This is a genomic window from Streptomyces sp. NPDC107546 (assembly GCF_055639175.1).
Window position 1 is genome coordinate 1 of sequence record NZ_JBVKBA010000048.1, and the last position, 22,507, is coordinate 22,507.

A 22,507-nucleotide genomic window follows, 5' to 3' on the forward strand; every position below is an offset into this window, starting at 1 on the left:
CGCTACGAGAAACGGGCCTACATCTACCTCGGCACCGTCACCCTCGCAGCACTCATCATCTGGCTCCGCTCATGATCCGAGAAACAGCGCCTAGTCGTGATCGGTGGAGAGGGCGACATGCCGCCAGGCGTCGATCTCCTTACGGAAGGTCTCCAGCTTGGCGTCGAAGGCTTGCAAGGTGTCGGCTCCGAGCGGGAGGCGCAGGGGCGGCTCGGGTGCGCCGGCCATCTCGACAATGGCGTGCGCGGCCTTGGCCGGGTCACCGGGTTGGGTGTGGTTCAGGCTGACGGCGGCTGCGCGCATCGCACCGACGGTGGCCGTGTAGTCGGCGATGGTGTCGGGGCCGGTGTGCAGACTGGCGGGGTCCAGGAAGTCGGTGCGGAGGAAGCCTGGTTCCACGAGCGTGACGTGGATGCCCAGGGGTGCCAGTTCGGTGCGCAGGGTCTCGGTGAAGCCTTCGACGGCGAACTTGGTGGAGGCGTAGATGCCCCAGCCCGGTGCGGTGGCGAAGCCCACGATGGAGCTGATGTTGATCACGTGGCCCGAGCGCTGGCGCCGAAGTACCGGCAGTACGGCGCGTTGGACGGCGAGCGGGCCGAACACGTTGGTCTCGTACACCGCGCGGACCGCGGCGTCGTCGGACTCTTCGACCGCGGCGAGCAGGCCGGTGCCCGCGTTGTTGACCAGGACGTCGATGCGGCCGAACCGCTCGACCGCTGCGTCGACAGCCGCGTTGATGCTCTCGGGGTCGGTCACGTCCAACGGCACGGCCAGCAGCGCGTCACCGGCGTCGGGGAGTTGCTCGCGGACGGCCTCCGCCTTCCGTGCCGTTGCCACCACCTGATGTCCTGCCGCGAGCGCCGCGCGCGTGATTTCCAGGCCGAATCCACGGGACGAGCCCGTGATAAACCAAACACTCACTGAGGTTTTTCAGCGTGGCCCTGAACGGGTGACAGTGTCGATGCCCGCGACGCACGAGGCTCCCGTGCCGTTGGGGGAGGTGTTCGAAGCCAGACTGCGGGGCGGCGGCCGGCGCCGAACCTCGGGCCGCCCGCGCGCGTGATCAGCGCACGCAGGCCGTGGTGCGCGGGGGCGGGGGTGAGTGCGCGCCCGTATCCGCAGCGAGAAAGGCATCCGCTGGGGCCGCCCTCTCAACTCGGCGGCCTGAGCGCCGCGCCGAGACTGTCGGCGATTTGACACGAGCGGCTTCGCCGCCGGAACAAGCCCAGTCAGGTCCTTTCGGGCTTGCGGGCCAGGAGGCAGGCGCGCGGTCTGTTCACCCGTCCACCGGGCTCCTGTTCCAGTCTCGCGGTGACGACGAGTCCGGCCTGGTCCAGCAGGCCAACCATGCGGTCCAGGGGCAGGAGATATGACTCGTAGGACACGGGACGGCCATAGCCGTGGCTCGGCTGGAGTCGTTCATTGCCGACATAGTCTCCCCAGAGCAGGTAGCCGCCGGGCGCGAGCGTGCGGTGGAACTCGGCGAACACGTCCGGCAGCCACTGCGGGGGCGTGTGGTGGGTGGAGTACCAGGCGAGGATGCCGCCGAGCTCGTCGTCCCTCATCTCCAGCGCGGTCATTGAGCCCTCGGTGAACCGCAGGTTCGGATAGGCGTGTCGGGCCAGCCCGATCATCTTCGGCGACAGATCGACGCCGAAGGCGGACACCCCCAGCTCGGCCAGGTGCGCCGTCACGCGTCCGGGGCCGCATCCCAGGTCCGCGACCGGCCCCAGACCGGCCGTCCGGACGAGTTCGGCGAACCCCGCCAGCATCGCGCGTGACAGCGGGTCCATCTCGGCTGGCGGCGGGACGCGTTCGACGTAATCGGGGGCGACCGTGTCGTACGACTCGCGCACGGCGGTCAGAAAGGAGGGCTCAGCCATGTCGGCGACCCTAGACCAAAGGACCGACAGGCCGTGTCACGAGCGTGAGTTGGCCTGCGCGACGTCCACCGCCGTAGACACCCTGCCATCACACCACTCCGGCAATCGTTTCCGGCCAGAGCACGAGCTGGTGCCGACGTGGAGGCCGTGTCCGTCGTTGCGGCGAAGTGGAGCCCGTCGTTCGCCGCAGCGTGGAGTCCCGCTTTCCCTGTCGGCTGCCGCTGCTGGGCATCGGGCCGGCGTTGACGCGACTCGGCCTAGCGGCTGGGATGTCGTCGACGCCCCACGCGATGTGGCCCGAGGACCTGCTGGTGCTCTCCGTATCTCCGCCGGCGCCTGGCTCACCCAGAACCGGAGGACGGGCCGTCGATCACCGAAGGAGGCCTGCAGGGCGAAATATCTCCCTCGGCCGCAAGGTCCGTCCGCGGGACGCTCGCTCGTGCGCGGATGCGTGTGAGCATCAGCTGGCCGAAACTGAGGTCCTAGGGTCGTCCCGACCGGTGAGGGTTACCGTGGCATGAACATTGACTTGAGCGGTCGTACCGCCTTGGTCACCGGGTCCACAGCCGGGATCGGAGCGGCGGTCGCCGCGGCGCTGGGCACCGCCGGAGCCGAGGTTGTGCTCAACGGCCGGGACGCCGAGCGCGTCGCCAGGGCCGCACGACGGCTCGGCGCGCGAGGCGTGGCCGCGGACGTCGGAACGCCGGAGGGATGCGACGCGCTGATCCGGCAGATTCCCGAGGTAGACATTCTAGTGAATAATTCCGGGATTTTCGCTACACAGCCTGTCTTCGAGATCCCCGACGAGGAATGGCTGCGCTTCTTCCGTGTCAACGTTCTCTCCGGAATTCGCCTCGCCCGCCACTACGCTCCGCGAATGGCAGGGCGGAACTGGGGACGAGTCGTCTTCGTCAGCAGCGAGGCAGGAGTCCAGACGCCGACGGACATGGTTCATTACGGCATGACGAAGACGGCCCAGCTGGCGGTGTCACGCGGTATGGCACAAGAACTCGCGGGCACCGGCGTGACCGTCAACTGCGTCCTGCCGGGCCCGACCATGAGCGACGGCGTGCTGGCGATGTTCGACGAGCTCTACCCGGGCGTTGACGCCGCAGAGCAGGAGCGTCGGTTTGTCGCCGAAGGGCGGGCTTCAACCTCCTTGCTGCGGCGCCTGATTCGCCCGGAGGAAGTGGCCAGTCTGGTCACCTACGTCGCGTCGGACCGGTCGGCGGCGACCACCGGCGCGGCCCTGAGCGTCGACGGGGGCCTCGTGCCCACCATTTTCCCCTGACCACCCCGACCGGGGAAACGACGTCACAGGCGCCACACTGCATGAAGCTCGCGTCATGCTTCTGGTGCGAACATTGATATAGAAGAACGCGTTCCGGTGCAGTTCGGAAAATGAGTTTGCATCATGGAATCGGAGAGAGATCTGTCATGTCACTCAAGGATATTCTGCCCGGCCGCATCGGCCTCGGAACCGCTCCTATGGGAAACATGTTTCGGGCTGTCTCCGACGAGGAGGTGTCGGAAACTCTCGACGCTGCCTGGGAGCAGGGAATCCGGTACTACGACACCGCTCCGCTGTATGGCGCCGGCCTTGCAGAGATCCGTCTGGGCAGCCTGCTCTCGCGCAAGCCACGTGACGAGTACCTGCTCTCCACGAAGGTGGGCCGGGTCATCCTGGACGAGGTCGAGGAAGGCGCCCGCGACCTGGGCGAGAAGGGCAGCCTGTTCGCGGCGGGACGACCGAACAAGATCGTCCACGAATGGACCGCCGACGCCACGGAGCGCTCCATGGAGGGCAGCCTGAAGCGCCTGGGCGTGGACCGGCTCGACATCGTCTGGGTACACGACATCGCCCAGGACTTCCACGGCGACCTGTGGCTGAGCAAGTTCGAGGAGGCCAGAACCGGTGCGTTCCGCGTCCTGACCCGCTTGCGCGACGAGGGCGTCATCAAGTCCTGGGGCCTCGGCGTCAACCGCACCGAGCCGATAGAGTTGACCCTGGCCCTCGACGAGCCGCAGCCCGACGCCTTCCTGCTGGCCGGCCGCTACACCCTCCTCGACCACGAGCATGCCCTTGAGCGGCTGCTGCCCATGGCGGAGGAGCAGGGCGTCAGCATGGTGGTGGGCGGCCCCTACAGCTCGGGCATCCTGGCCGGCGGCGCCCACTTCGAGTACGCGGAAGCGCCACAGGCCGTCATCGACCGCGTGAAGCGGATCAAGGAGATCGCCGACCGCAACGGGGTCTCGATCAAGGCCGCGGCCCTGCAGTTCTCTCTCGCCCACCCGGTGAGCGCGGCGGTCATCCCCGGCGCGACGAAGCCCAGCCGTATCAGCGAGGATCTCTCAGCTCTCGACGAGCAGATCCCTGACTCGTTCTGGCGGGAGCTGCGCGAGGCGAAGCTGGTCAGCGCCAACGCTCCTCTCCCGAACGGCATCTGATCACTCTTCCCGTTCAGGAACGGCCGCATCCACCCTTCACAGTGATGGGACAACTTCATGGCATCCACGTCGGTGAGTCGGACGCTCCCGGTGTCACCGGAGCGGGTATGGCAGTTGATCGGGGGATTCGGCTCCCTCCCTGACTGGCTTCCCTACATCACCTCCAGCACCCTGGAAGAGGGAGGGCGCCACAGACGGCTCGCCAACCCGGAAGGGGACAGCATCGTCGAGCAGCTGGTGGCGTTCAACGAGAAGGAGCGCTACTACAGTTACGTCATCCTCGAAGCCCCGTTCCCTGTGACCGACTACATCTCCACGCTGCGGGTCCACGCCGTCGCCGATGCTCCCGGCACCAGCGAGGTTCAGTGGTCGGGGCGGTTCGTTCCCACCGACGCCTCGGAGGACGAGGCCGTCGCCCTCTTCTCCGGCATCTACAGCGACGGCCTGGAGGCTCTGAGCCAGGCCGTCTCCTGAGGGGCGCACCCGGCGAAAATCCAGCGGAGGAGTATCGACCATGGAAGTGCGACAGCTGGGCCACTCCGGCCTGCTGGTCTCGACGATCGGCCTGGGCACCATGGGCTTCGGCGGCAAGGACGTCTTCGGCAACGTGGGCAATATCGACCTGACCGGGGCACGCCGTCAGGTCGACATGTGTCTCGCTGCAGGGGTCAATCTCGTCGACACCGCGAACATGTATTCCAGAGGGGCGTCCGAGGAGATCCTCGGAAAGGCACTGGATGGACGGCGGGACCGCGTCATCCTGTCGTCGAAGGTGCGCCTGGCCATGGGGGACGGGCCCAACGACGAGGGTCTGTCGCGCCGGCACATCCTGGACCAGATCGAGGGCAGTCTGCGCCGCCTGGGCACCGACTACCTCGACATCTACCACGTGCACCAGTGGGACGGGCTGACTCCGCTGGAAGAGACCATGGAGACACTCAACGGCCTGGTGACCTCGGGCAAGGTCCGGTATTTGGGTGTTTCGAACTTCTCCGGCTGGCAGCTCATGAAGTCGCTGTGGGTCGCTGACGCCAACGGGTACCAGCCCTTCGTCAGCAACCAGATCTACTACTCCCTCGAATCAAGGGACGCCGAGTACGAGCTCATTCCCGCCTCGGTGGACCAAGGACTCGGAGTCCTGGTCTGGAGCCCGTTGGCCGGCGGCCTGGTCAGCGGCAAATACCGGCGTGACCGTCAGCCCGAAAACGGGCGTCACCTCACCGAGTGGTCCGAACCTCCCGTCCGCGACGAGGACAAACTCTATGACACCATCGACGTCCTCGTGGAGGTGGCGTCCGTCCGCGGTGTCTCGCCAGCCCGGGTGGCGCTGGCGTACCTGCTGGCGAAGCCCGGTGTCACGACCGTCATCGTGGGCGCCCGCAGGGACGAGCAGCTCGCCGACAACCTCGGGGCGGCCGACGTCCACCTCACGCAGGAAGAGCTGGACCGCCTCGACAAGGTGAGCGCGCCCGATCTGATCTATCCGCACTGGCACCAGGCCAACCTCGTGTCCTCCCGGTTCAGCGAGGCGGACCAGGTGCTGCACCGGCCGGCCCGCTGAGCTCCGGGTGCCGGACGGTGTCACCGCACGGGTGGACATCGCGAGCACACCCCGCACATGCCCGGCGAACCACACGCGGCAGCGTTCGAGCCGGCGCCCGGGTCCGCGACCTCGGCGCGGCCTCATCGGTGATCAGCGCGGGCGGCCGTGAAATGACGGGCGGCGCAAAATTGTTGATGTTCGTTATCTTCTACAACCGCTGGCGACGAGTACGAACTACTCATCGAGAACGACACCATCCCGGCTGCCCGTTAGTCACCGAGACTGGAGCCCAAATGGTGGGCCAGGTCAAGATGTCACTCGATCGTGCAGCAGGCCCTTCTGCTTCTGGCCGCGGGGGCTTGAGGCCGACAGGTGCTCATAGCAATCATTGACCTGTGCTAATTATCTGCCGACGTGTCATACCGAGATCTTGTATGCCGGCCTGTTAGTATCGAGTGATCGTTTCGGTGACATCTCCGCTGAACTGTGAGCAGGTTGCTGATCGCGCACTTGAGTGGAACAGCTGGGATGCGAACAGCGTTAAGACATGCTGGATTGGATAATTCCGTGTCGCAACCCTCGCTATCAGCACCGGTGGCTCCGCCGCCCGGACTCACCGCGCCCGACCCCGCGCCGCTCGGGCTCATCGCGTTCAGCTTGGCAAACATTATCCAGAGCTTCTTCAACGCCGGTGTCAACCCGGCCCTCTTCCCGGCCGCGTTCCCGCTGGAGTTCCTCGTGGGCGGCCTTGTCCAGATGATCGCTGGAATCTTCGAGTTCAGGCAGGGAAGCAGGCTCGGAGCCACCGCGTTTACCGTGTTGGGCGCGTTCTGGCTGTGCTTCGTCATCTATGTCAAATACATTATCGTCACTCTGCCCGAGGGGCAGGCCCACACAGGGACGGGCCTGTTTCTGCTGCCCTGGGCAGTGCTCCTGTTCGTACTCACGATTGCGGCAGCGAGAACGACAGCTGTCCTCCTGGCTGCATTCCTCTCCACCACGGTCACCATTTCCGTGCTCACTGTTGGCCAGTTCCTTCAATCCGACACACTGATCAGGGTGGGAGGCGGCTTCGGCTTCCTCACCGCAGCACTTGGCCTCTATGGTGCGTTCGCCGGCCTCGTCAACGGGACCTGGGGCCGACACCTGATCCCCACCTACCGCGACCCCGGCAAACGGCTTGAGCGCCTTGCCCGCGACAAGCCACGCCCCACCTCGGTCACCTCGGCCGCCGCGGAGCACGTTGAGCCCTTCAGTTGAGCTGCGTCGGATCCGCCGAGACGTTGCTCGCCCGGGGGCGGAGGTGAGGAGCCCTGGGGGGAGGGCGTTCGATGGTGGGCCAGCGAGAACTGAAGGGCTGAGGCCTTGATACTCACCAAGATGGCCGGGGGCGCTTCCTGGTACCCGAAGTGAGTTCCGCCCGCGAGGATGCGGAACTGTAGGGGCCCCCGACGACCATACCGACGCGGTATCGCACGTCTTGCTGGCCAGCAGGCCACCGAGCCGGATTTCCGCGAGGCCCGCTCGGTAAAGCGGGGCCGTGCGTCGTAGCTGATGCCATGGTCCCAGGCGGCATTCAAGGTTGCGGCCACCTCGTTGTCGGGGACGGCGCGGAACATGTTGCCCGTCGGCGCGGTCCCGAAGCCGATGCGTGGGGATTAGCTGCGGAGGTCCACGGTAGTTTTCCCTTCTTCTCTCGGGGCGCGCACCGGCTGTGGAAAGCGTCGATCAAGACGAGAATGCCTGCGAGGTCCTCGGGTCACTCGCTGGTACTGGATAGCTTTCTTGGACCGCCGACTCTGTCCACGTGTTGTCCTTATCAACAGGAACGAACGGGCATGAAATTAGTTCTGACAGACTGTCGCGGCAACTCCGACTCGCCCGGCGCACTTCAACAGACCATGGCACTCGGACCTCGAGCGGTGCAGAAATGGAGTGTGGCGGCGGGGTCTGCGTACGTTTTGAGGCCAGTAGCGTTTGGTCGCAGAATTTTGGAACTCGAATTCAATTATGGACAGATCCAGGTTTCCGAGTTGCCGACAGTTGCTTGGGAGACCAGACTGGATTCTTGGGCCGGAGACGGGCTCGCCATGCACCTATAGATCGACGTCGCCGCTGTGTGCGGCGGGCAGCTTCGAAGATCGATAGCAGTCATCCCGCACAGACTCAGTACTTGGTGTGGGACGAGGAACTTGAGAGGAATCACTCGACATGCCGAATGCAGCACTGAAGAAGGTCCTCATCACGGGAGCGGGCACCGGCTTCGGGTTCGAAGCCGCCATGCGCCTCGCCGAGAAGGGCTTCGACGTGATCGCCGGGGTGGAGATCTACGCCCAGGTGCAGACGCTGAAATGGCAGGCGGCTGAGCGCGGGGTCAGGCTTCGGGTCGAGAAGCTCGACGTGACAAACGACGGAGACCGTCGCAAGGCCCTCGACTGGGGTGTGGAGATTCTGGTGAACAATGCCGGTGTCGGTGAGGGGGGCTCCACGGTCGACATTCCCGAGTCGAACATTCGGCACCAGTTCGAGGTCAACGTCACGGGGCCGCTCGTCCTCACTCAGGGAATCGCCAAGCAGATGATCAAGCGCGGGGCCGGCCGCATCGTCTGGGTGTCCTCGCGGGAAGGCTTGAACGTCAACCCGTTCACCGGCATCTACTCTGCCTCGAAGCACGCGATTGAGGCGATCGCCGAGACCATGGCCTACGAGCTGCAGGAATACAACATTGAGGTCGCCACAGTCAACCCGGGGCCTTTCCTGACGGGCTTCAACGACCGCATGTTCCAGACCTGGGAAAGCTGGGAGGACGACCCGTCGCAGAGGCTCTTCGACTATTCCAAGCTCGCCTTTCCCCGCCCACAGTTCGATCCCGAAGCGGTCTTCGCCACGCTGACGGCTGTCGCCGCCGGAGAAGTCGACAGCTACCGCAACCTGGAGCCCAAGTCGATGCTTGAGGAGACCAAGCGCCTCCAGGCGGTTCCGTGGGAGCGCAAGGTCACGGACGGTCTCGGGACCCGCCACCCGGCCATCCAGCACTCCTACGAGATGCAGCCCGAGACTCCTGTCGGGTGATCGCCTCCCACGTGACAGCAATAGTTTGGTGAGAGCCGACCGGTGGGCCTGGTGACACGCTCTCGCGCCGGCGGAGCCACACGCGTGTACGAGCGCACGGCGCTCACAACAGCCGGAGGTACATCAATGCCTGTCAGGCCAACTGTGCTGCAGGATCGCTACCGTAACCGCGGCACGGCTTTCACGCTGGAGGAGCGGGCGAAGCTCGGGATCACGGGGCGGCTGCCGGCGGCCGTTGAGACTCTCGACGAGCAGGCCGACCGGGCTTACGCGCAGCTGCAGCAGCAGCCCTCCAACCTGCAGAAGTACATCTACCTCAACGAGGTCCACGACCGCAATCAGGTGCTGTACTTCAAGCTGCTCGCAGACCACCTCGATGAGTTGCTCCCCGTGGTCTACGACCCCACAGTCGGCGAGGCGATCGAGAAGTGGTCCGTCGACTACCGTGACTCGCGAGCGGTGTACCTGTCGATCGACCGTCCCGAGGACGTGAAGGCCTCGTTCGAGTCGCTGGGCCTTGGCGCAGATGACGTGGATCTGATCGTCGTATCCGATGCCCAGGAGATTCTGGGCATCGGGGACTGGGGCGTCAACGGGACCGACATCTCCATCGGGAAGCTCGCCGTCTACTCTGCCGCCGCCGGTATTGATCCCAACCGTGTCATAGCTGTGAATCTTGACGTGGGGACAGACAACGAGCAGCTTCTCAACAACCCGTCGTACCTGGGTAACCGGCACGCACGGGTCACCGGAAAGCGGTACGACGACTTCATCGCTCTCTACCTCCAGACCGCGTCCGAACTGTTCCCGAGTGCGCTTCTGCACTTCGAGGACTTCGGACCGTCGAACGCCCGGCGGATCCTGGTGGAGAACTCCGACAGGTACCGGATCTTCAACGACGACATGCAAGGCACCGGTGCCATCGTCATGGCTTCAGTGTTTTCGGCTCTGAAGGTGACCCGGGGACGCTGGTCAGAGCAACGGCTCGTCGTCTTCGGCGCGGGAACCGCCGGCACCGGTATGGCCGATCAGATCCATGCAGCGATGCTGCGTGACGGTGCGACGCCCGACGAGGCGAAGAAGAACATCTGGCTCGTCGACGTCCACGGCCTGGTCACCGATGACATGCGAGACCTGCCCGATTACCAGCGGGTCTATGCACGGCCGAAGTCGGAGGTGAGTGACTGGTCTGACGGTGAGATCGATCTGCTCACCACCGTCGAACACGTCAAGCCCACCATCCTCATCGGCACCTCCACCGCACACAATGCGTTCACCGAGGACGTCGTGCGCGCGCTGGCCGAGGGTGTCGAGCGTCCGATCCTCCTGCCGCTGTCTAACCCGACGAGCCGTATCGAAGTCATGCCGTCGGATGCAGTGCCGTGGTCCGAGGGCAGAGCACTGATGGCGGTCGGTATTCCGGTCGAGCCGGTCCGGTACAACGGGGTCTCCTACGAGATCGGGCAGGCCAACAACGCCCTCCTCTACCCGGGGCTCGGCCTCGGCACGATCGTCTCGGGCGCCCGGCACGTAACGGACAACATGCTGCTTGCCGCCGCCGAGGCGGTGGCAGGCCAGGTCGATGTGTCGCTGCCAGGAGCATCGCTCCTGCCGCCGGTCGCGAACCTGAGGGCGTCGTCCGCGACGGTCGCGGTCGCCGTCGCCCGTGCCGCGGCAGAGGACGGTGTCGCAACCAAGTCCCATGACGACCTCATTCAGGCTGTCCAAGACTCGATGTGGCAGCCGACCTACCCCACGGACGACCTGGAGGGCGGGCAATGAGCGACAACCAGTTGCCCCCCAAGATGCAGAACACGGCGATCGGGATCCAAGCCAGTGGAAACCGGCAGGAATTCGACAGCATGGGCACCGTCGAGGTGCCGGCAGATCGGTATTGGGGCGCGCAGACGCAGCGCTCGCTCCTCCACTTCTCCATCGGCGACGACCGGATGCCGAAGGAGGTCTACCACGCCTACGGCTACGTGAAGAAGGCGGCAGCGCTGGTGAACGCTGCCGCCGGGCGGCTGCCCGAGTGGAAGAAGCAGGCCATCGTACGGGCAGCTGAGGAGATCGTCGCGGGTGAGCTCGACGACCACTTTCCGCTCTTCGTCTGGCAGACGGGGTCGGGCACCCAGAGCAACATGAACGTCAACGAGGTAATTTCCAACCGCGCGTCACAGCTGCTCGGCGGCACGCTCGGGACGCAGCAGCCGATCGCCCCGAACGACGACGTCAACATGGGGCAGTCCAGCAACGACAGCTTCCCGACCGCGATGCACATCGCCTCCGTGCAACAGATCGACGAGCATCTCTTGCCTCAGGCCCGGGCACTCGCCGCATCCATCGAGGCAAAGGCCACGGAATGGGCCGAGATCGTCAAGATCGGCCGCACGCACCTCGAGGACGCCGTACCGCTTACCGTCGGACAGGAGTGGTCCGGCTTTGCAGCGCAACTGCACGCCTGCATCCAGGAAATCGAGCACAGCCGCCACTGCCTGCTCGACCTTGCCCTGGGCGGCACCGCCGTCGGCACGGGGCTGAACGCGCCAACGGGCTTCAGCCGGGACGTCGCGAACAAGATCGCCGAATTGACCGGCAAGCCCTTCGCCACGGCCGAGAACAAGTTCATGGCACAGGGGTCCCTGGACCCGATGGTGCGGGCGCATGGGGCGCTACGCGGACTGGCCGTGGCCTTGATGAAGATCGCCAACGACATGCGGTGGCTGGCCTCGGGCCCGCGCACTGGATTCGCCGAGCTGCTGCTTCCACAGAATGAACCTGGCTCCTCGATCATGCCCGGCAAAGTCAATCCGACCCAGTGCGAAGCCATCGTTATGATCGCGATTCAGGTGCTCGGCAACGACTCGGCAGTTGCATTCGCCGGGAGTCAGGGAAATTTCGAGCTGAATGCTATGCGCCCGGTCATTATTAACAACTTCATTCACTCCGCGCGCATCCTCGCCGACGGGATGGAGAAGTTCCGGAAATTCTCCGTCAGCGGCACGGAGCTCAACCGGGAAAGGATTGCCCAGTACGTTGACGAGAGCCTGATGCTGGTCACGGCGCTCAGCCCCGTCATCGGGTATCAGAACGCCGCACACATCGCCGAATCCGCCCTGGCCAATGGCCAGACACTCAAAGAGGCAGCCCTGGCCAGCGGTCACGTCGACGAGAAGACGTTCGACTCCGTTGTCGATCCACTCTCCATGGTCGGCCACGGTGTTTCCGGCGCCTGACGCAGAGGCTCTGACACGGGGTCCCGCCTGACTTGCCGACAGAACTCTTGCGCTGCCGGCGGCGGGACGCCGGGTGATCACGTACGAACCGGCGGGGGTTCGGGCGCTCAAATCACATCCTGCCGATCGAGGCCACCGGTGCCCGCACCCACAAATGATCAAAGGAGCCCAGTACGTCACCATTGAAGGCGCGGTACACGGCCTGTGCTGGACGCACGCCGAGGAAGTCAACGAGCATCTGCTCAAGTTCCTGGCCTGAGAGCTCTCATGTCGCTGCCAGTGCCTCGGTGGGGGGCAGCCGAGCGGCTCGTACTGACGGGTAGACGCCCGCGACGAGCGCGCCCGCGAGGCCGCCGAGACCTGACAGGACGGGGCGGTGTCGGTCGCGATCGCCGCAGGTCTCGTCCCCTCTGCCGGAGCGTGAACTCGGGAAGTCGGGCGACTGGCCCGGAAGGCTTGTGAAGCGGCGCGACCAGGCCGCCGCGCGTACCTCGTCCTACGCCCCCGGAAGACGCGACGGGCGGGTCTGTCCGCCGAGGTGTCATCCGAAGACGATGACCTGGCGTCCGACGACGTCTCCGCGCCCCAGAGCGTCCAGGTTCTCGTTGATGTCCTCCAGCGCGACCTTGGTCACGTTGTGTTTGACGACGCCGGCTTCGGCGAGGGAGAGGACCTCGACGAGGTCCAGGTGGTTGCCCCAGAAGGAACCGAGGTAGGAGAGCTCGGTGCCCACGAAGGGGAACTGCCGGTGCTCGACGCGCTGGCTCATGAGGCCGACGGCCGCCAGCGCGCCCTCGGGGCCCAGCAAGTCGAAGCCCATGGAGATGGAGGACTCGCTGCCGACGCAGTCCAGGATGGCGTGGATCGTCCGGCGGCCGGTGAGCCTCTCCAGTTCGTCCTGGATGGCCTCCGTGGACTTGTTCCTGACGTTGATCCCGTGGTCCGCGCCGTTCTCTTTCGCCACGTCCAGCTTGCTGTCGGTGCGCGCGAGCGCCACCACGGTTGCGCCGCCGCCGAGCAGTTTCGCGTACTGGACCGCGTAGCTGCCCAGCCCGCCGATGCCCGTGACCGCGACGGTACGGCCGGGGCCGAGCTTGCCCGCGTCCCGGAGTTTGCGCATCCCCCGGTACGGGGTCATGCCCGCGTCGGTCATGGGGGCGAGGAGCTCGGGTGCTTTCGCCGCCTCCTCCGAGACCGGGATCGCGTGGCGGCACTCCACGGCCATGTACTCGGCGAAACCGCCCGGCGGGCCGAACCCCACCCACCGGCCGTCACCGCTGCACAGCTGTTCGTTGCCCTCCCGGCACTGCCGGCACGTGCCGTCCCCCCAGCTGGGGTTCACCACGACCATGTCGCCCTCCGAGTAGCCCACCGTCGGTGGCACCTCGGCGCCGAGTCCCGCCACCCGGCCCGTGACCTCGTGACCGGGGATGTAGGGCAGGTCCACCGGGAACGGACCCTCGAAGTAGCCGTTCAGGAGCTGGTAGTCGCTTCGGCACATGCCGGTCGCGGCGACCTTGAGGAGTATCTCGTCCGGCCCGGGCTCGGGCACCGGGACCTCTTCGATCCGAAGGGGTTCCTTGTATCCGTGCATCCGGGCCGCCCGCATCTGCGTCATGGTGTCTCACTCTCGCCGACCAGTGGTAAAGCAGCTCGGCGCGTGCGACACGGACAGGAAACGGGTCCCGGCGCCGGTCACCGCGGCCGCCGCTTCGGACTTCACCATGGTTGCGCAGCTGCGGTTGCCATGCATCCCATGGTGTGCCGGGAGATCAGCAGCCGGTGGGTTGGTAGCCGCCTGGTGCGTTAGCACTGCTGGACGGAGGGGTCCTGGTTCAGGCTGGGAGGTGTGACTCCCTGTCAACGGTGAGCGACGCTCCGGGGTCAATACAAGGCCAAATGGGTGAATTGCCGACCATACTGGGTGGTCCTACCGTGGATCCATGGCTATCGCAACGACGAGTCCTGTGACAGGTGAGGTCCTCAGGAGTTTCGACGAGCTGACCCCCGAGGAACTCGAAGACAAGCTCGCCAGGGCGGCGGCAGCGGCCGCCTCGTACCGGCTGACGGGCGTCGAGCAGCGGGCGGAGTGGCTGCAGCATGCCGCTGACCGTCTGGAGAAGGAGGTCGAGAGCGTCAGCGGGATGATCACCACCGAGATGGGCAAGACCTTCCGGGCGGCGGAGCAGGAAGTGGCCAAGTGCATTCACGGGCTGCGTTTCTACGCCACCGAGGGCCCTGAGTTCCTGCGGGATCTGGAAGGTGAAGGCGGGCGCGTGGGCGCGAAGCAGACGTTCGTCACGTACCAGCCGATCGGTGTCGTGCTCGCAGTGATGCCGTGGAATCTGCCGTTGTGGCAGGCCATGCGGTTCGCTGCACCCGCGCTGATGGCGGGGAACGTGGGCCTGCTCAAGCACGCCTCGAACGTGCCGCAGTGCGCCCTGTACCTGGAGGAGCTTTTCCGTGACGCGGGCTTCCCGGACGACGTGTTCCAGACCCTGCTGATCTCCGCGAGGAGGGTGGAGCATGTGCTGCGCGACCCGCGGGTGGCGGCCGCGACGCTCACGGGCAGCGAACCGGCCGGGCGGTCGGTGGCCGCCATCGCCGGCGACGAGATCAAGAAGGTGGTCCTCGAACTCGGCGGCTCCGACCCGTTCATCGTCATGCCCTCCACGAACCTGGAGCTGGCCACCGATGTCGCGGTCAAGGCACGGACCCTGAACAATGGACAGTCCTGCATCAACGGCAAGCGCTTCTTCGTGCACGAGGACATCGGTGACGCGTTCATCGAGATGTTCGTGGCGAAGATGGGTGCGCTGGTGATGGGCGACCCGATGGACGAGGGCACCGATGTCGGTCCGCTGGCCACCGAGTCCGGTCGGCGGGACGTGGAGTCCTACGTCGACGACGCCGTCGCCAAGGGCGCGACGGTGCTGCTGGGCGGCGAACGCCCGGACGGGCCCGGCTGGTTCTACCCGCCCACCGTACTGACCGGCATCACCCCGGAGATGCGGATGTACCACGAGGAGGTCTTCGGCCCGGTGGCACAGGTGTGGACGGTCTCCTCCCTGGAGGAGGCCCTGCGGGAAGCCAACGGCCATCCCTACGGCCTCGGGTCGAATCTGTGGAGCGAGGACGAGGCCGAACGCGAACTGTTCGTGCGTGACGTCCAGTCCGGCATGGCCTTCATCAACGGCAACACCACCAGCTACCCCGAGATCCCGTTCGGCGGCGTCAAGCGCAGCGGCTACGGACGCGAGCTGTCCGACCTCGGCATGCGGGAGTTCATGAACGCCAAGACCGTCTGGATCGGCCAGGATGCCTGAACCAGTCAGGTACCGGGTGGGTCTGTCGGATCACGGGCCTGCGCACTGCTCGTCGCTGTTGTCGCGCGCGTGTTAACCGAGCGTATGGAGGCCCGACGATGAGTGGAAAGAACCGGACGGCGCCGTCCGGTCAGGGAAGGCCTGTGGTCGGGGTGCTCGGCACGGGCACCATGGGGGACGCCATGGCGCGCAACATCGCGGCGGCGGGACTGGGGCTGCGGGCATGGAATCGCAATCGCGCCGCCGCCGAACCACTGACCGCCGTCGATGCCGTGGTGTGTGACACGCTGGCCGAGGCCTGCCGCGGCGCGGATGTCGTGCTGACCGCGCTCGCGAACGAGAAGGTGGTCGCCGACGTGATGGACCAAGCCCACGACGGTCTGGGCGGCCACCAGGTGTGGGTGCAGACGTGCACGGTCTCCCCGGACGGGGGGCGCCGACTCGCGGAACAGGCGGCCCGTCTGAGCCTCGCCTACGTCGAAGCCCCCCTCCTCGGCACCAAGGAACCGGCCGTGGCTGGCACCCTGACCATCCTGGCCGCCTCCCCCCAGCAGGAGGTGAGGGAAGAGGTGCGACCGGTGCTGGAGGCGGTGGGCACACGCACTGTGTGGCTGGACGAGGTCGGCCAGCCCAGCAGCCTCAAACTCGCTTACAACGCCTGGGTCCTTGCCACCGTCGAGGGCATCGCGGAGTCCCTCACCCTGGCCGACGCCCTGGGGGTGGATCCACGCCTGGTCATCGACGTCATCGACGGCAGCGGACTCAACAGCCCATACGTCCAGACCAAAGGTCCGAAGATGATCGACGACGACCTCGACACCCCTTCCTTCCCTCTGGATGCGGCTGCCAAGGACGCCCGCCTGATCACCGACACGGCCCGCGCCGCTGGCCTGCACCTGGGTATCGCCGAAGTCGTACGCGAACGCCTCCGCCGCGCGGCCGACGACGGGCTCGGCCGTGCGGACGTCGCCGCGACCTACCGCATGTCCCGGCAGGCCGCATCCTGACTTGGCAGTCCCTTCGAGAGGCTAAAGGAACCATGACCCGTGCCGGTCTGGCCGCCGCGCGTTCGAGCACGGCGCAACTCGCCGAGATCATCCCCAAGTTGGACAACGGACAGTGGGAGCTGCCGTCCGCGTGCGCCGGCTGGCGCGTCATCGACGTGGTGGCCCACCTCGCGGCGCTCGCCTCCGAAGCCGTGGACCCGCCCCCGCCCGACCCGGCGTTGCCGAAGAACCGCGAGCGCTACCACGACCTGCGCGTCGACGAACGCCGTGGCTGGAGCCATACCGAAGTCATCGACGAGTGGCGTCGCAGCACCCCCCGGCAGTTGGACCTCCTGGCAGCCGCCCAGGAACCGCCCGGTGCTGACGAGCCCGTCGAGGTGGCCGGGCTCGGGACGTACCCGCGCCATCTCCTGGCGAACACCATGGCGTTCAACGTCTTCTGCCACCTGCGCAACGACCTGCTCGCCCCGGACGGCCCGCTGCCGTTCACATTGCCGGAACCGACCGACGACCAGGTCGCCCCCGCCATTGACTTCATGCTCGCCGGCCTCCCGCAGATGCAGGGCCCCGAACTCACCGCCACCGTCACGCGGCCCCTCGTCCTCGACCTCACCGGACCGGGCGCCACCACCGTCACGATCCTCCCCGCGACCGCACCGGACGGACAGCTGACTGTGACGCCCGACGCGGACTTCACCGCCCCCCGGATCCACAGCTCGGCCCTCGACTTCATCGCGTGGGCCACCACCCGCAAACCCTGGCGCGACCACTGCCGCATCACGGGGGACGCATCCGCCGCGACCCCCTTCCTGGACCACCTCAACATCATTTAGCGGGTCCTCCGTGATGTCGGTCTCGGCATGTTGGTCTCGGCGCGCCGTTCGCGAGGCGCTGGTGTTCTGCTCAGCTGGACGCACGCCGACGACGTCAACGCCCAGTTGCTCTGGTTTTTCGCCGACTAGGGACGCTCACATCACGGAAAATGACCGGAGGTAAGCCATGACTGAGGGAACTGGGCCGGCAATCACTGGCCTGCACCACCTGTCCTTCACCGTCACGAACCTGGAAGACAGCCTGGACTGGTACAAGCGAGTTTTCCGGGCCGAGCAAGTGGATTACAAGTTCAACCACCTCTACCGCGAGAGGACGGGCTACGGCATCCTGCTGGTGGTTCCGGAATCGGGGCTTGTGATCGGGCTTCACACCAACACAGGAAACCAGCATGAGGGATTCCTCGAAGCCCGGACAGGTCTGGACCACGTATCGTTCCAGGTGGGTACGCGTGCCGACTTGGAATCCTGGATGACGTGGCTGGACGATTTGGGAATCGAGCACACTCCGATCAGGGATGAAAAGGAACCGTTCGTGTACTCGACGGTCGTATTCCGTGACCCGGACAACATCCAACTCGAGTTTGTCGCCGTCGACTAGACAGGGAATCTGAAACCACTGGAACGAAGCGCCGCGAATCCGGCAGATGCCCTGGAATTCGGCGAACAATCCTTGTCCACCCCCCGCGGCAGTGATGTCGCGGGGCTCTGAGTTCACTCGAATGGCCCCTGAGCCAGGACAGGCCGTCCGGTGCCGTCGAATATGTAATCCCGGGCGTCGTCCGACGTCCCCGCACCGAAGGAACGGCATGCGAATATCCCGCGAGTCCCTCCGTACCGTGCACATGGCCCGTTGGGCTTCGGCTCTTCTGGCCGTATCGGCTATCACCTCCGCACTGACAGTCGGAACGGCGCAGGCCGGTGGCCCGAGCGGTGATCCCGGCCGGGAGAAGCCCACCATCGTGCTCGTACACGGCGCCTTCGCTGACGCGTCGAGCTGGAACGGGGTCGTGCAGCGCCTCCAGCAGAACGGCTACACGGTGGACGCACCCGCCAACCCCCTCCGCGGCATACCTCAGGACTCGGCGTACCTCGCAAGCTTTCTGAAATCCGTCAAGGGACCGATCGTCCTGGTCGGCCACTCCTACGGCGGAGAGGTGATCTCGCAGGCCGCCGCCGGAAACGCCAACGTCAAGGCACTCGTCTACATCAACGCGATCATGCCGGACACCGGAGAGTCCTTCTCCAGCCTCTCCGCGAGGTTCCCGGCCGCCCCGCTCACCAAGGCCCTGAAGCAGGTGCCCTTTAGCAACGGCGACGGCACCACCGGTACGGACGTCTACGTACAGCCGGACAAACTGCACCAGGTCTTCGCCGCCGACCTGCCCACCAGCCAGACCAACCTCCTGGGAGCTACCCAGCGCCCGATCGCGCTCTCGGCGTTCGCGGACAAGCTCACCGCCGCCGCCTGGCGGAACAAGCCTGTGTACGTCCTCGTCGGCAGGCAGGACCAGGCGATCAACCCGGCCCTGGAACTGTTCGAAGCGAAGCGCGCGCAGGCCCGGAAGACGGTCGAGATCAATTCCTCGCACGTGTCCCTGGTCTCCCACCCGCAGTCGGTCAAGAACTTGATCGTCGACGCCGCCGAGGACTACATGTGGAAGAAGTGAGATATGCGGCCGTATGAGGGCCCCGTCGGGTTGCTGACGGGCCTCATGCTCCTCCGGGTCAGGCCCGCTCGAAGGTCCCGTGCAGAGTCGCCCTGGCAAGTGCGTGGCTGAACAGGAGGAACTCCAGGTAGGCAGGGGTCGTCGTCCCGAACACCTCCAGTTCTGCCACGTCGACGGCGTGCACCACCAGGAAGTAGCGGTCCGGACCGTTGCCCGGAGGCGTTGCCGGACCGAGGTACCTTCTGTAGCCGGCGTCGTTGGCCAGGGTCACCGCGCCACCGGGCAGATCCCTGCCGTCTCCCGCCCCGGCCGGGAGGTCGGTCACGGAGGCGGGCAGGTTGGCCACCGCCCAATGCCAGAAGCCCGAAGCGGTAGGCACATCGGGATCGAACATCGCCACCGTGAAACTCCGGGTCTCCTCGGGAAATCCGGACCAGCTCAGCTGCGGTGAGACGTCCGATCCCCCTGCCCCAAGGATGCCGCTCACCTGCTCGCGGGCCAGTTGCTCGCCGCTGGCCACGGAATCAGAGGTCACCGAGAAGGTCCTGATCTGCGGCAGGAAATCGTAGGGGCCATAGGGTCTGATCATGGCAATCCTCCGAACATTCTGCTGTCGGGGCCGCGTAAATCCTGCTTTTTTGGCACCAAAATCCTATTACCGCTTCTCGGCGCTCACATACGATACGCGTGCGTCCATCGGTCGCAAGTTGCCGGCTACGGGATGTCCGCTCATCCTTGTTATGCAGGTCTCAAACTGGTCGTACTAGGCCCTCCCCGGGTGCAGTCCTCTACAGGAGCATTCCATGGCCAAGATCCTTTGTGTGATGACCGGCGCAAGCTATTGGACCCTGAAGGACGGGCACCGGCATCCCACCGGTTACTGGGCCGAGGAGTTCGTGGCGCCTTACACCGTGTTCACCGATGCCGGACACGAGGTCACCGTCGCAACTCCGGGGGGTGTCATTCCGGTTGTGGACACGATGAGCCTGCGGCCCAGTATGACGGGCGGCGAGGAGAACTCGCTCCGGGAAGAGGCCGTCATCGAGAAGGCCGAGGAGTTGCGGCACCCCATCTCTCTCAAGGACGTGCGTCTTGAGGACTACGATGCGGTCTACTACCCCGGAGGTCACGGCCCGATGGAAGACCTTTCGGTCGACCCGGACTCCGGGGCTCTCCTACGGGAGGCACTCGCCTCCGGCAAACCCCTCGGCGTCGTGTGCCATGCCCCGGCCGCCTTCCTCGCGACCCGTGACGCGAACGGCGAGACGCCTTTCGCGAACTACCGGGTGACGGGTTTCTGCAACGAGGAGGAGGCCGGTGTCGGTTTCGCCGACAAGGCCAAGTGGCTGCTGGAGGACGAACTGAGGAAGCTGCCCACCGACTATTCGAAGGGCCCTGCCTGGGAGCCCTACACGGTCGCGGACCGCAACCTCATCACGGGCCAGAATCCGGCGTCCTCGGGCCCCCTCGCGCAGGAACTCGTCAAGGCTCTATCGGCCAGGTGAGGTCCGGCGGGACCCCGGAGGGGCACGACCGGTGGTCGGGGACGCGGAGAGCCGCGGGCTTCACCGAACAGGACGGCATGCTCGGCGAGATGTTCGAGGTCATCGCAGCCTCCGACATGGGGCTGCTGCTCATCTCCGACGCCGCGCTCGCCGAGCACTACCGGGAGATCTTCGCCGCGTTGCGCCCGGGCACCACGCTGGGACTCTCGCACGGCTTCCTGCTGGGCCACCATCGGGACGTGGGCGAGACGTTCCCGGCGGAGGTCGACGTGGTCGCGGTGTGCCCCAAGGGCATGGGCCCGTCGGTGCGGGCCCTGTACGTGCAGGGTGCCACGGTCAACGGGGCCAGGATCAACGCCAGTTTCGCCGTCGAGCAGGACGTCACCGGGCGGGCTGTCGACCGCGCTCTCGGCTGGTCGGTGGCGCTCGGCGCGCCCTTTACCTTCCAGACGACCCTGCGGTCGGAGTACCCGTCGGACCTCACCGGCGAGCGCTCCATAGTGCTCGGGGGCGTGCACGGCATCGTGGAGAGTCTCTACCGCCGCTACCGCGACCATGACGGCATGAGTTTCTACGCCGACTTCCGCCGCTCCGTGGAGTGCGTCATGGGGCCGATCCCGCAGATCATCTCCAAGGACGGCCTGATCGGCGTCTACCAGCGCCTCGGTGAAGAGGCGAAGGGCGTGTTCGCGGAGGCCTATGCCGCGTCCTACCCGGTCGCCCTGGAACTGACCGCGGAGATCTACGAGGTGAGCTCCAGCAACGAGATCCGCAGCGTCATCCTGGCGGGCAAGCGCCTCGGCCGCTTCCCGATGGGCAAGATCGACCAGGCAGAGATGTGACGTGTCAGCCAGGACGCGCGTGCCCGCCGTGACGCGGACGGTGAGGTCCCGTTCAGCCCGTTCACCGCCGGCACTCTGCCCTGTAGAGCTCGAGCTGTGCTTCGTTATCTGAAATTCCTGTCATGGACCTGGAGCTGGTCGACCAACACGTCTAGCCAGGCCGCCTGTGGTTTACGCCGGTGTGAGGCCCTGATCCACAAAGAGCCGGATCAAGGCCCCATCAGGGCGATCCTCTGCAGCATCCGGTGGCGTCATCCGATGAGGGTGCCCAGCACCCGGCACGCTGCCTCCCGCACTGAACATGCCCGCGAGGACCGCACCGGCGGCTGGTCTGCGTTGCTCATCGGTGGTGCGGCGTGGGTTCCTGGCGTGGTCAGTCGTGCAGGATGGGGAAGTTCGGGCGGAGGTAACGCCAGTCCAGCGCGATGTTGCGCAGGGCCTCGGTGACTGCGTCCGATAGGTCGCCGGTGGCCACGAGTTCCTCGGGCAGGTACTCGCTGCCGCGACGGAGGCCTCCGAGGCCGGTTCGTTGACCGAGCAGGTCAGTGTTGAGCGCGCCCTCCAGCGACGGCTGCTCCTGCCTGCCGGAGGCGATGTGCAGTTCGGTGGGCGGTGTGGGAAGCAAGGCCGTGCCGAGCAGTTCCCCGGTGAGGGCGGGCAGTGCGTGCCGGACCAGGGCGCGCACCGCCTCGTAGCAGCCCTGCACCCACAGATCGTTCGCGATCCTCTGGCCATCGGTCCAGAAGAGCAGATCGAAGAGGACGTCGAGGCTGCTGCCTCCGTTGGGCAGCATGGCAGTGCACTCCAGGCGTACGCGGGTCTAGTCTCTTTCGGGTTGTCCGGAGTTTCATGGCCGGCCGAGAGTCGCACGAACCGGCTGTGTCCGTGGCTGGGGTCGATCTGCCACGGCTGCTGGTATTGCTGGGCGTCCACGCGTCGGAGGAAGCCGTGTAGCCGCTCCGGCAGCTCGTACGCGCCCGTAAGGCTGGGCGCGCTCAAGGACCGCATGAGCGCGTCCACCGTCGTTCCGTGCAATCTCAGACGACCGGCGTCCCTTCGCAGCGGCCGGGACACCGCAGCCCGGATGACCACGTCGGGCGGCGCCGTCCCGAGGGTGTGTTGGAGGTATGGCACCGAGCGGTGGT

At 66.1% G+C, this 22,507-nt stretch carries 21 protein-coding genes and 1 pseudogene; 16 read left to right on the forward strand and 6 right to left on the reverse strand.

From position 1 onward, the window contains the following. Nucleotides 1–90 precede the first annotated feature (90 nt). A complete protein-coding gene (locus ACZ7L1_RS36075) occupies nt 91–921 on the reverse strand; it encodes an oxidoreductase (RefSeq protein WP_471443510.1) in 831 nt (276 codons plus the stop codon). Between the two features lie 308 nt (nt 922–1,229). Next, entirely contained in the window at nt 1,230–1,883 is a 654-nt protein-coding gene (locus tag ACZ7L1_RS36080) for a class I SAM-dependent methyltransferase (protein WP_471443512.1), read from the reverse strand. Between the two features lie 517 nt (nt 1,884–2,400). Here ACZ7L1_RS36080 and ACZ7L1_RS36085 point away from each other — a divergent pair. The 5 genes from ACZ7L1_RS36085 (at nt 2,401) to ACZ7L1_RS36105 (ending at nt 7,134) form a co-directional block, all read left to right on the forward strand. After that, nucleotides 2,401–3,174: an SDR family NAD(P)-dependent oxidoreductase gene (locus tag ACZ7L1_RS36085; protein ID WP_471443514.1), complete on the forward strand. Its 774-nt coding sequence runs from the start codon at nt 2,401–2,403 to the stop codon at nt 3,172–3,174. A 146-nt stretch (nt 3,175–3,320) separates the two neighbouring features. Next, nucleotides 3,321–4,331 carry an aldo/keto reductase gene (locus ACZ7L1_RS36090; RefSeq protein WP_471443516.1) on the forward strand — a complete coding sequence of 337 codons (1,011 nt, stop codon included), beginning with the start codon at nt 3,321–3,323 and terminating at the stop codon, nt 4,329–4,331. A gap of 57 nt (nt 4,332–4,388) precedes the next feature. Then, a complete protein-coding gene (locus ACZ7L1_RS36095; RefSeq protein ID WP_471443518.1) occupies nt 4,389–4,805 on the forward strand; it encodes an SRPBCC family protein in 417 nt (138 codons plus the stop codon). Nucleotides 4,806–4,845: 40 nt separating this feature from the next. Then, a complete protein-coding gene (locus ACZ7L1_RS36100; protein WP_471443519.1) occupies nt 4,846–5,892 on the forward strand; it encodes an aldo/keto reductase in 1,047 nt (348 codons plus the stop codon). Between the two features lie 549 nt (nt 5,893–6,441). Further along, entirely contained in the window at nt 6,442–7,134 is a 693-nt protein-coding gene (locus ACZ7L1_RS36105) for an acetate uptake transporter (protein WP_471443521.1), read from the forward strand. Between the two features lie 210 nt (nt 7,135–7,344). Here the strand turns inward: ACZ7L1_RS36105 and ACZ7L1_RS36110 are convergent. Continuing rightward, nucleotides 7,345–7,493, reverse strand: a pseudogene (locus tag ACZ7L1_RS36110) (aldo/keto reductase); the annotation flags it as partial. A 592-nt stretch (nt 7,494–8,085) separates the two neighbouring features. On the opposite strand from ACZ7L1_RS36110, the gene ACZ7L1_RS36115 reads away from it, so the two are divergent. The 4 genes from ACZ7L1_RS36115 (at nt 8,086) to ACZ7L1_RS36130 (ending at nt 12,441) form a co-directional block, all read left to right on the forward strand. Further along, nucleotides 8,086–8,946: an SDR family oxidoreductase gene (locus ACZ7L1_RS36115; protein WP_471443522.1), complete on the forward strand. Its 861-nt coding sequence runs from the start codon at nt 8,086–8,088 to the stop codon at nt 8,944–8,946. Between the two features lie 84 nt (nt 8,947–9,030). Then, nucleotides 9,031–10,728 carry an NAD-dependent malic enzyme gene (locus tag ACZ7L1_RS36120; protein WP_471443524.1) on the forward strand — a complete coding sequence of 566 codons (1,698 nt, stop codon included), beginning with the start codon at nt 9,031–9,033 and terminating at the stop codon, nt 10,726–10,728. Further along, nucleotides 10,725–12,182 (forward strand): class II fumarate hydratase, encoded by a 1,458-nt coding sequence (fumC, locus tag ACZ7L1_RS36125; protein WP_471443526.1) that lies wholly within the window; start codon nt 10,725–10,727, stop codon nt 12,180–12,182. Before ACZ7L1_RS36120 ends, fumC begins: the two co-directional genes overlap by 4 nt. Nucleotides 12,183–12,336: 154 nt before the next feature. Further along, entirely contained in the window at nt 12,337–12,441 is a 105-nt protein-coding gene (locus tag ACZ7L1_RS36130) for an alpha/beta fold hydrolase (protein WP_471443528.1), read from the forward strand. Between the two features lie 282 nt (nt 12,442–12,723). Here the strand turns inward: ACZ7L1_RS36130 and ACZ7L1_RS36135 are convergent, their stop codons facing one another. Further along, a complete protein-coding gene (locus tag ACZ7L1_RS36135; RefSeq protein WP_471443530.1) occupies nt 12,724–13,800 on the reverse strand; it encodes an NAD(P)-dependent alcohol dehydrogenase in 1,077 nt (358 codons plus the stop codon). A gap of 325 nt (nt 13,801–14,125) precedes the next feature. Here ACZ7L1_RS36135 and ACZ7L1_RS36140 point away from each other — a divergent pair, with 325 nt between their 5' ends. From ACZ7L1_RS36140 to ACZ7L1_RS36160, 5 genes are all read left to right on the forward strand, one after another. Then, nucleotides 14,126–15,508 (forward strand): NADP-dependent succinic semialdehyde dehydrogenase, encoded by a 1,383-nt coding sequence (locus tag ACZ7L1_RS36140; protein ID WP_471443531.1) that lies wholly within the window; start codon nt 14,126–14,128, stop codon nt 15,506–15,508. A 98-nt stretch (nt 15,509–15,606) separates the two neighbouring features. Continuing rightward, the gene (locus ACZ7L1_RS36145; protein ID WP_471443533.1) at nt 15,607–16,515 is read left to right on the forward strand and encodes an NAD(P)-dependent oxidoreductase; all 909 of its coding nucleotides are present in this window, start codon (nt 15,607–15,609) and stop codon (nt 16,513–16,515) included. A gap of 32 nt (nt 16,516–16,547) precedes the next feature. Then, a complete protein-coding gene (locus ACZ7L1_RS36150) occupies nt 16,548–17,348 on the forward strand; it encodes a maleylpyruvate isomerase family mycothiol-dependent enzyme (RefSeq protein WP_471443535.1) in 801 nt (266 codons plus the stop codon). 166 nt (nt 17,349–17,514) lie between these two features. Continuing rightward, on the forward strand, nt 17,515–17,946 hold the full coding sequence (locus ACZ7L1_RS36155; RefSeq protein WP_471443536.1) for a VOC family protein: 432 nt from the start codon (nt 17,515–17,517) through the stop codon (nt 17,944–17,946). A 361-nt stretch (nt 17,947–18,307) separates the two neighbouring features. Further along, nucleotides 18,308–19,015, forward strand: coding sequence for an alpha/beta hydrolase (locus ACZ7L1_RS36160; RefSeq protein WP_471443538.1), 708 nt, complete (start codon nt 18,308–18,310; stop codon nt 19,013–19,015). A gap of 58 nt (nt 19,016–19,073) precedes the next feature. Here ACZ7L1_RS36160 and ACZ7L1_RS36165 read toward each other — a convergent pair whose 3' ends face one another. Beyond that, nucleotides 19,074–19,604: a YbhB/YbcL family Raf kinase inhibitor-like protein gene (locus tag ACZ7L1_RS36165; protein WP_471443540.1), complete on the reverse strand. Its 531-nt coding sequence runs from the start codon at nt 19,602–19,604 to the stop codon at nt 19,074–19,076. A gap of 214 nt (nt 19,605–19,818) precedes the next feature. Between ACZ7L1_RS36165 and ACZ7L1_RS36170 the strand changes: the two genes are divergently transcribed. Together ACZ7L1_RS36170 and ACZ7L1_RS36175 are read left to right on the forward strand one after the other, a co-directional pair. After that, complete coding sequence (locus tag ACZ7L1_RS36170; RefSeq protein WP_471443542.1) at nt 19,819–20,520, forward strand: type 1 glutamine amidotransferase domain-containing protein; 702 nt, start codon at nt 19,819–19,821, stop codon at nt 20,518–20,520. Continuing rightward, the gene (locus tag ACZ7L1_RS36175) at nt 20,517–21,362 is read left to right on the forward strand and encodes a hypothetical protein (protein WP_471443544.1); all 846 of its coding nucleotides are present in this window, start codon (nt 20,517–20,519) and stop codon (nt 21,360–21,362) included. Before ACZ7L1_RS36170 ends, ACZ7L1_RS36175 begins: the two co-directional genes overlap by 4 nt. Nucleotides 21,363–21,735: 373 nt before the next feature. Here the strand turns inward: ACZ7L1_RS36175 and ACZ7L1_RS36180 are convergent, their stop codons facing one another. Beyond that, a complete protein-coding gene (locus ACZ7L1_RS36180) occupies nt 21,736–22,155 on the reverse strand; it encodes a hypothetical protein (RefSeq protein ID WP_471443570.1) in 420 nt (139 codons plus the stop codon). Between the last annotated feature and the right edge of the window lie 352 nt (nt 22,156–22,507).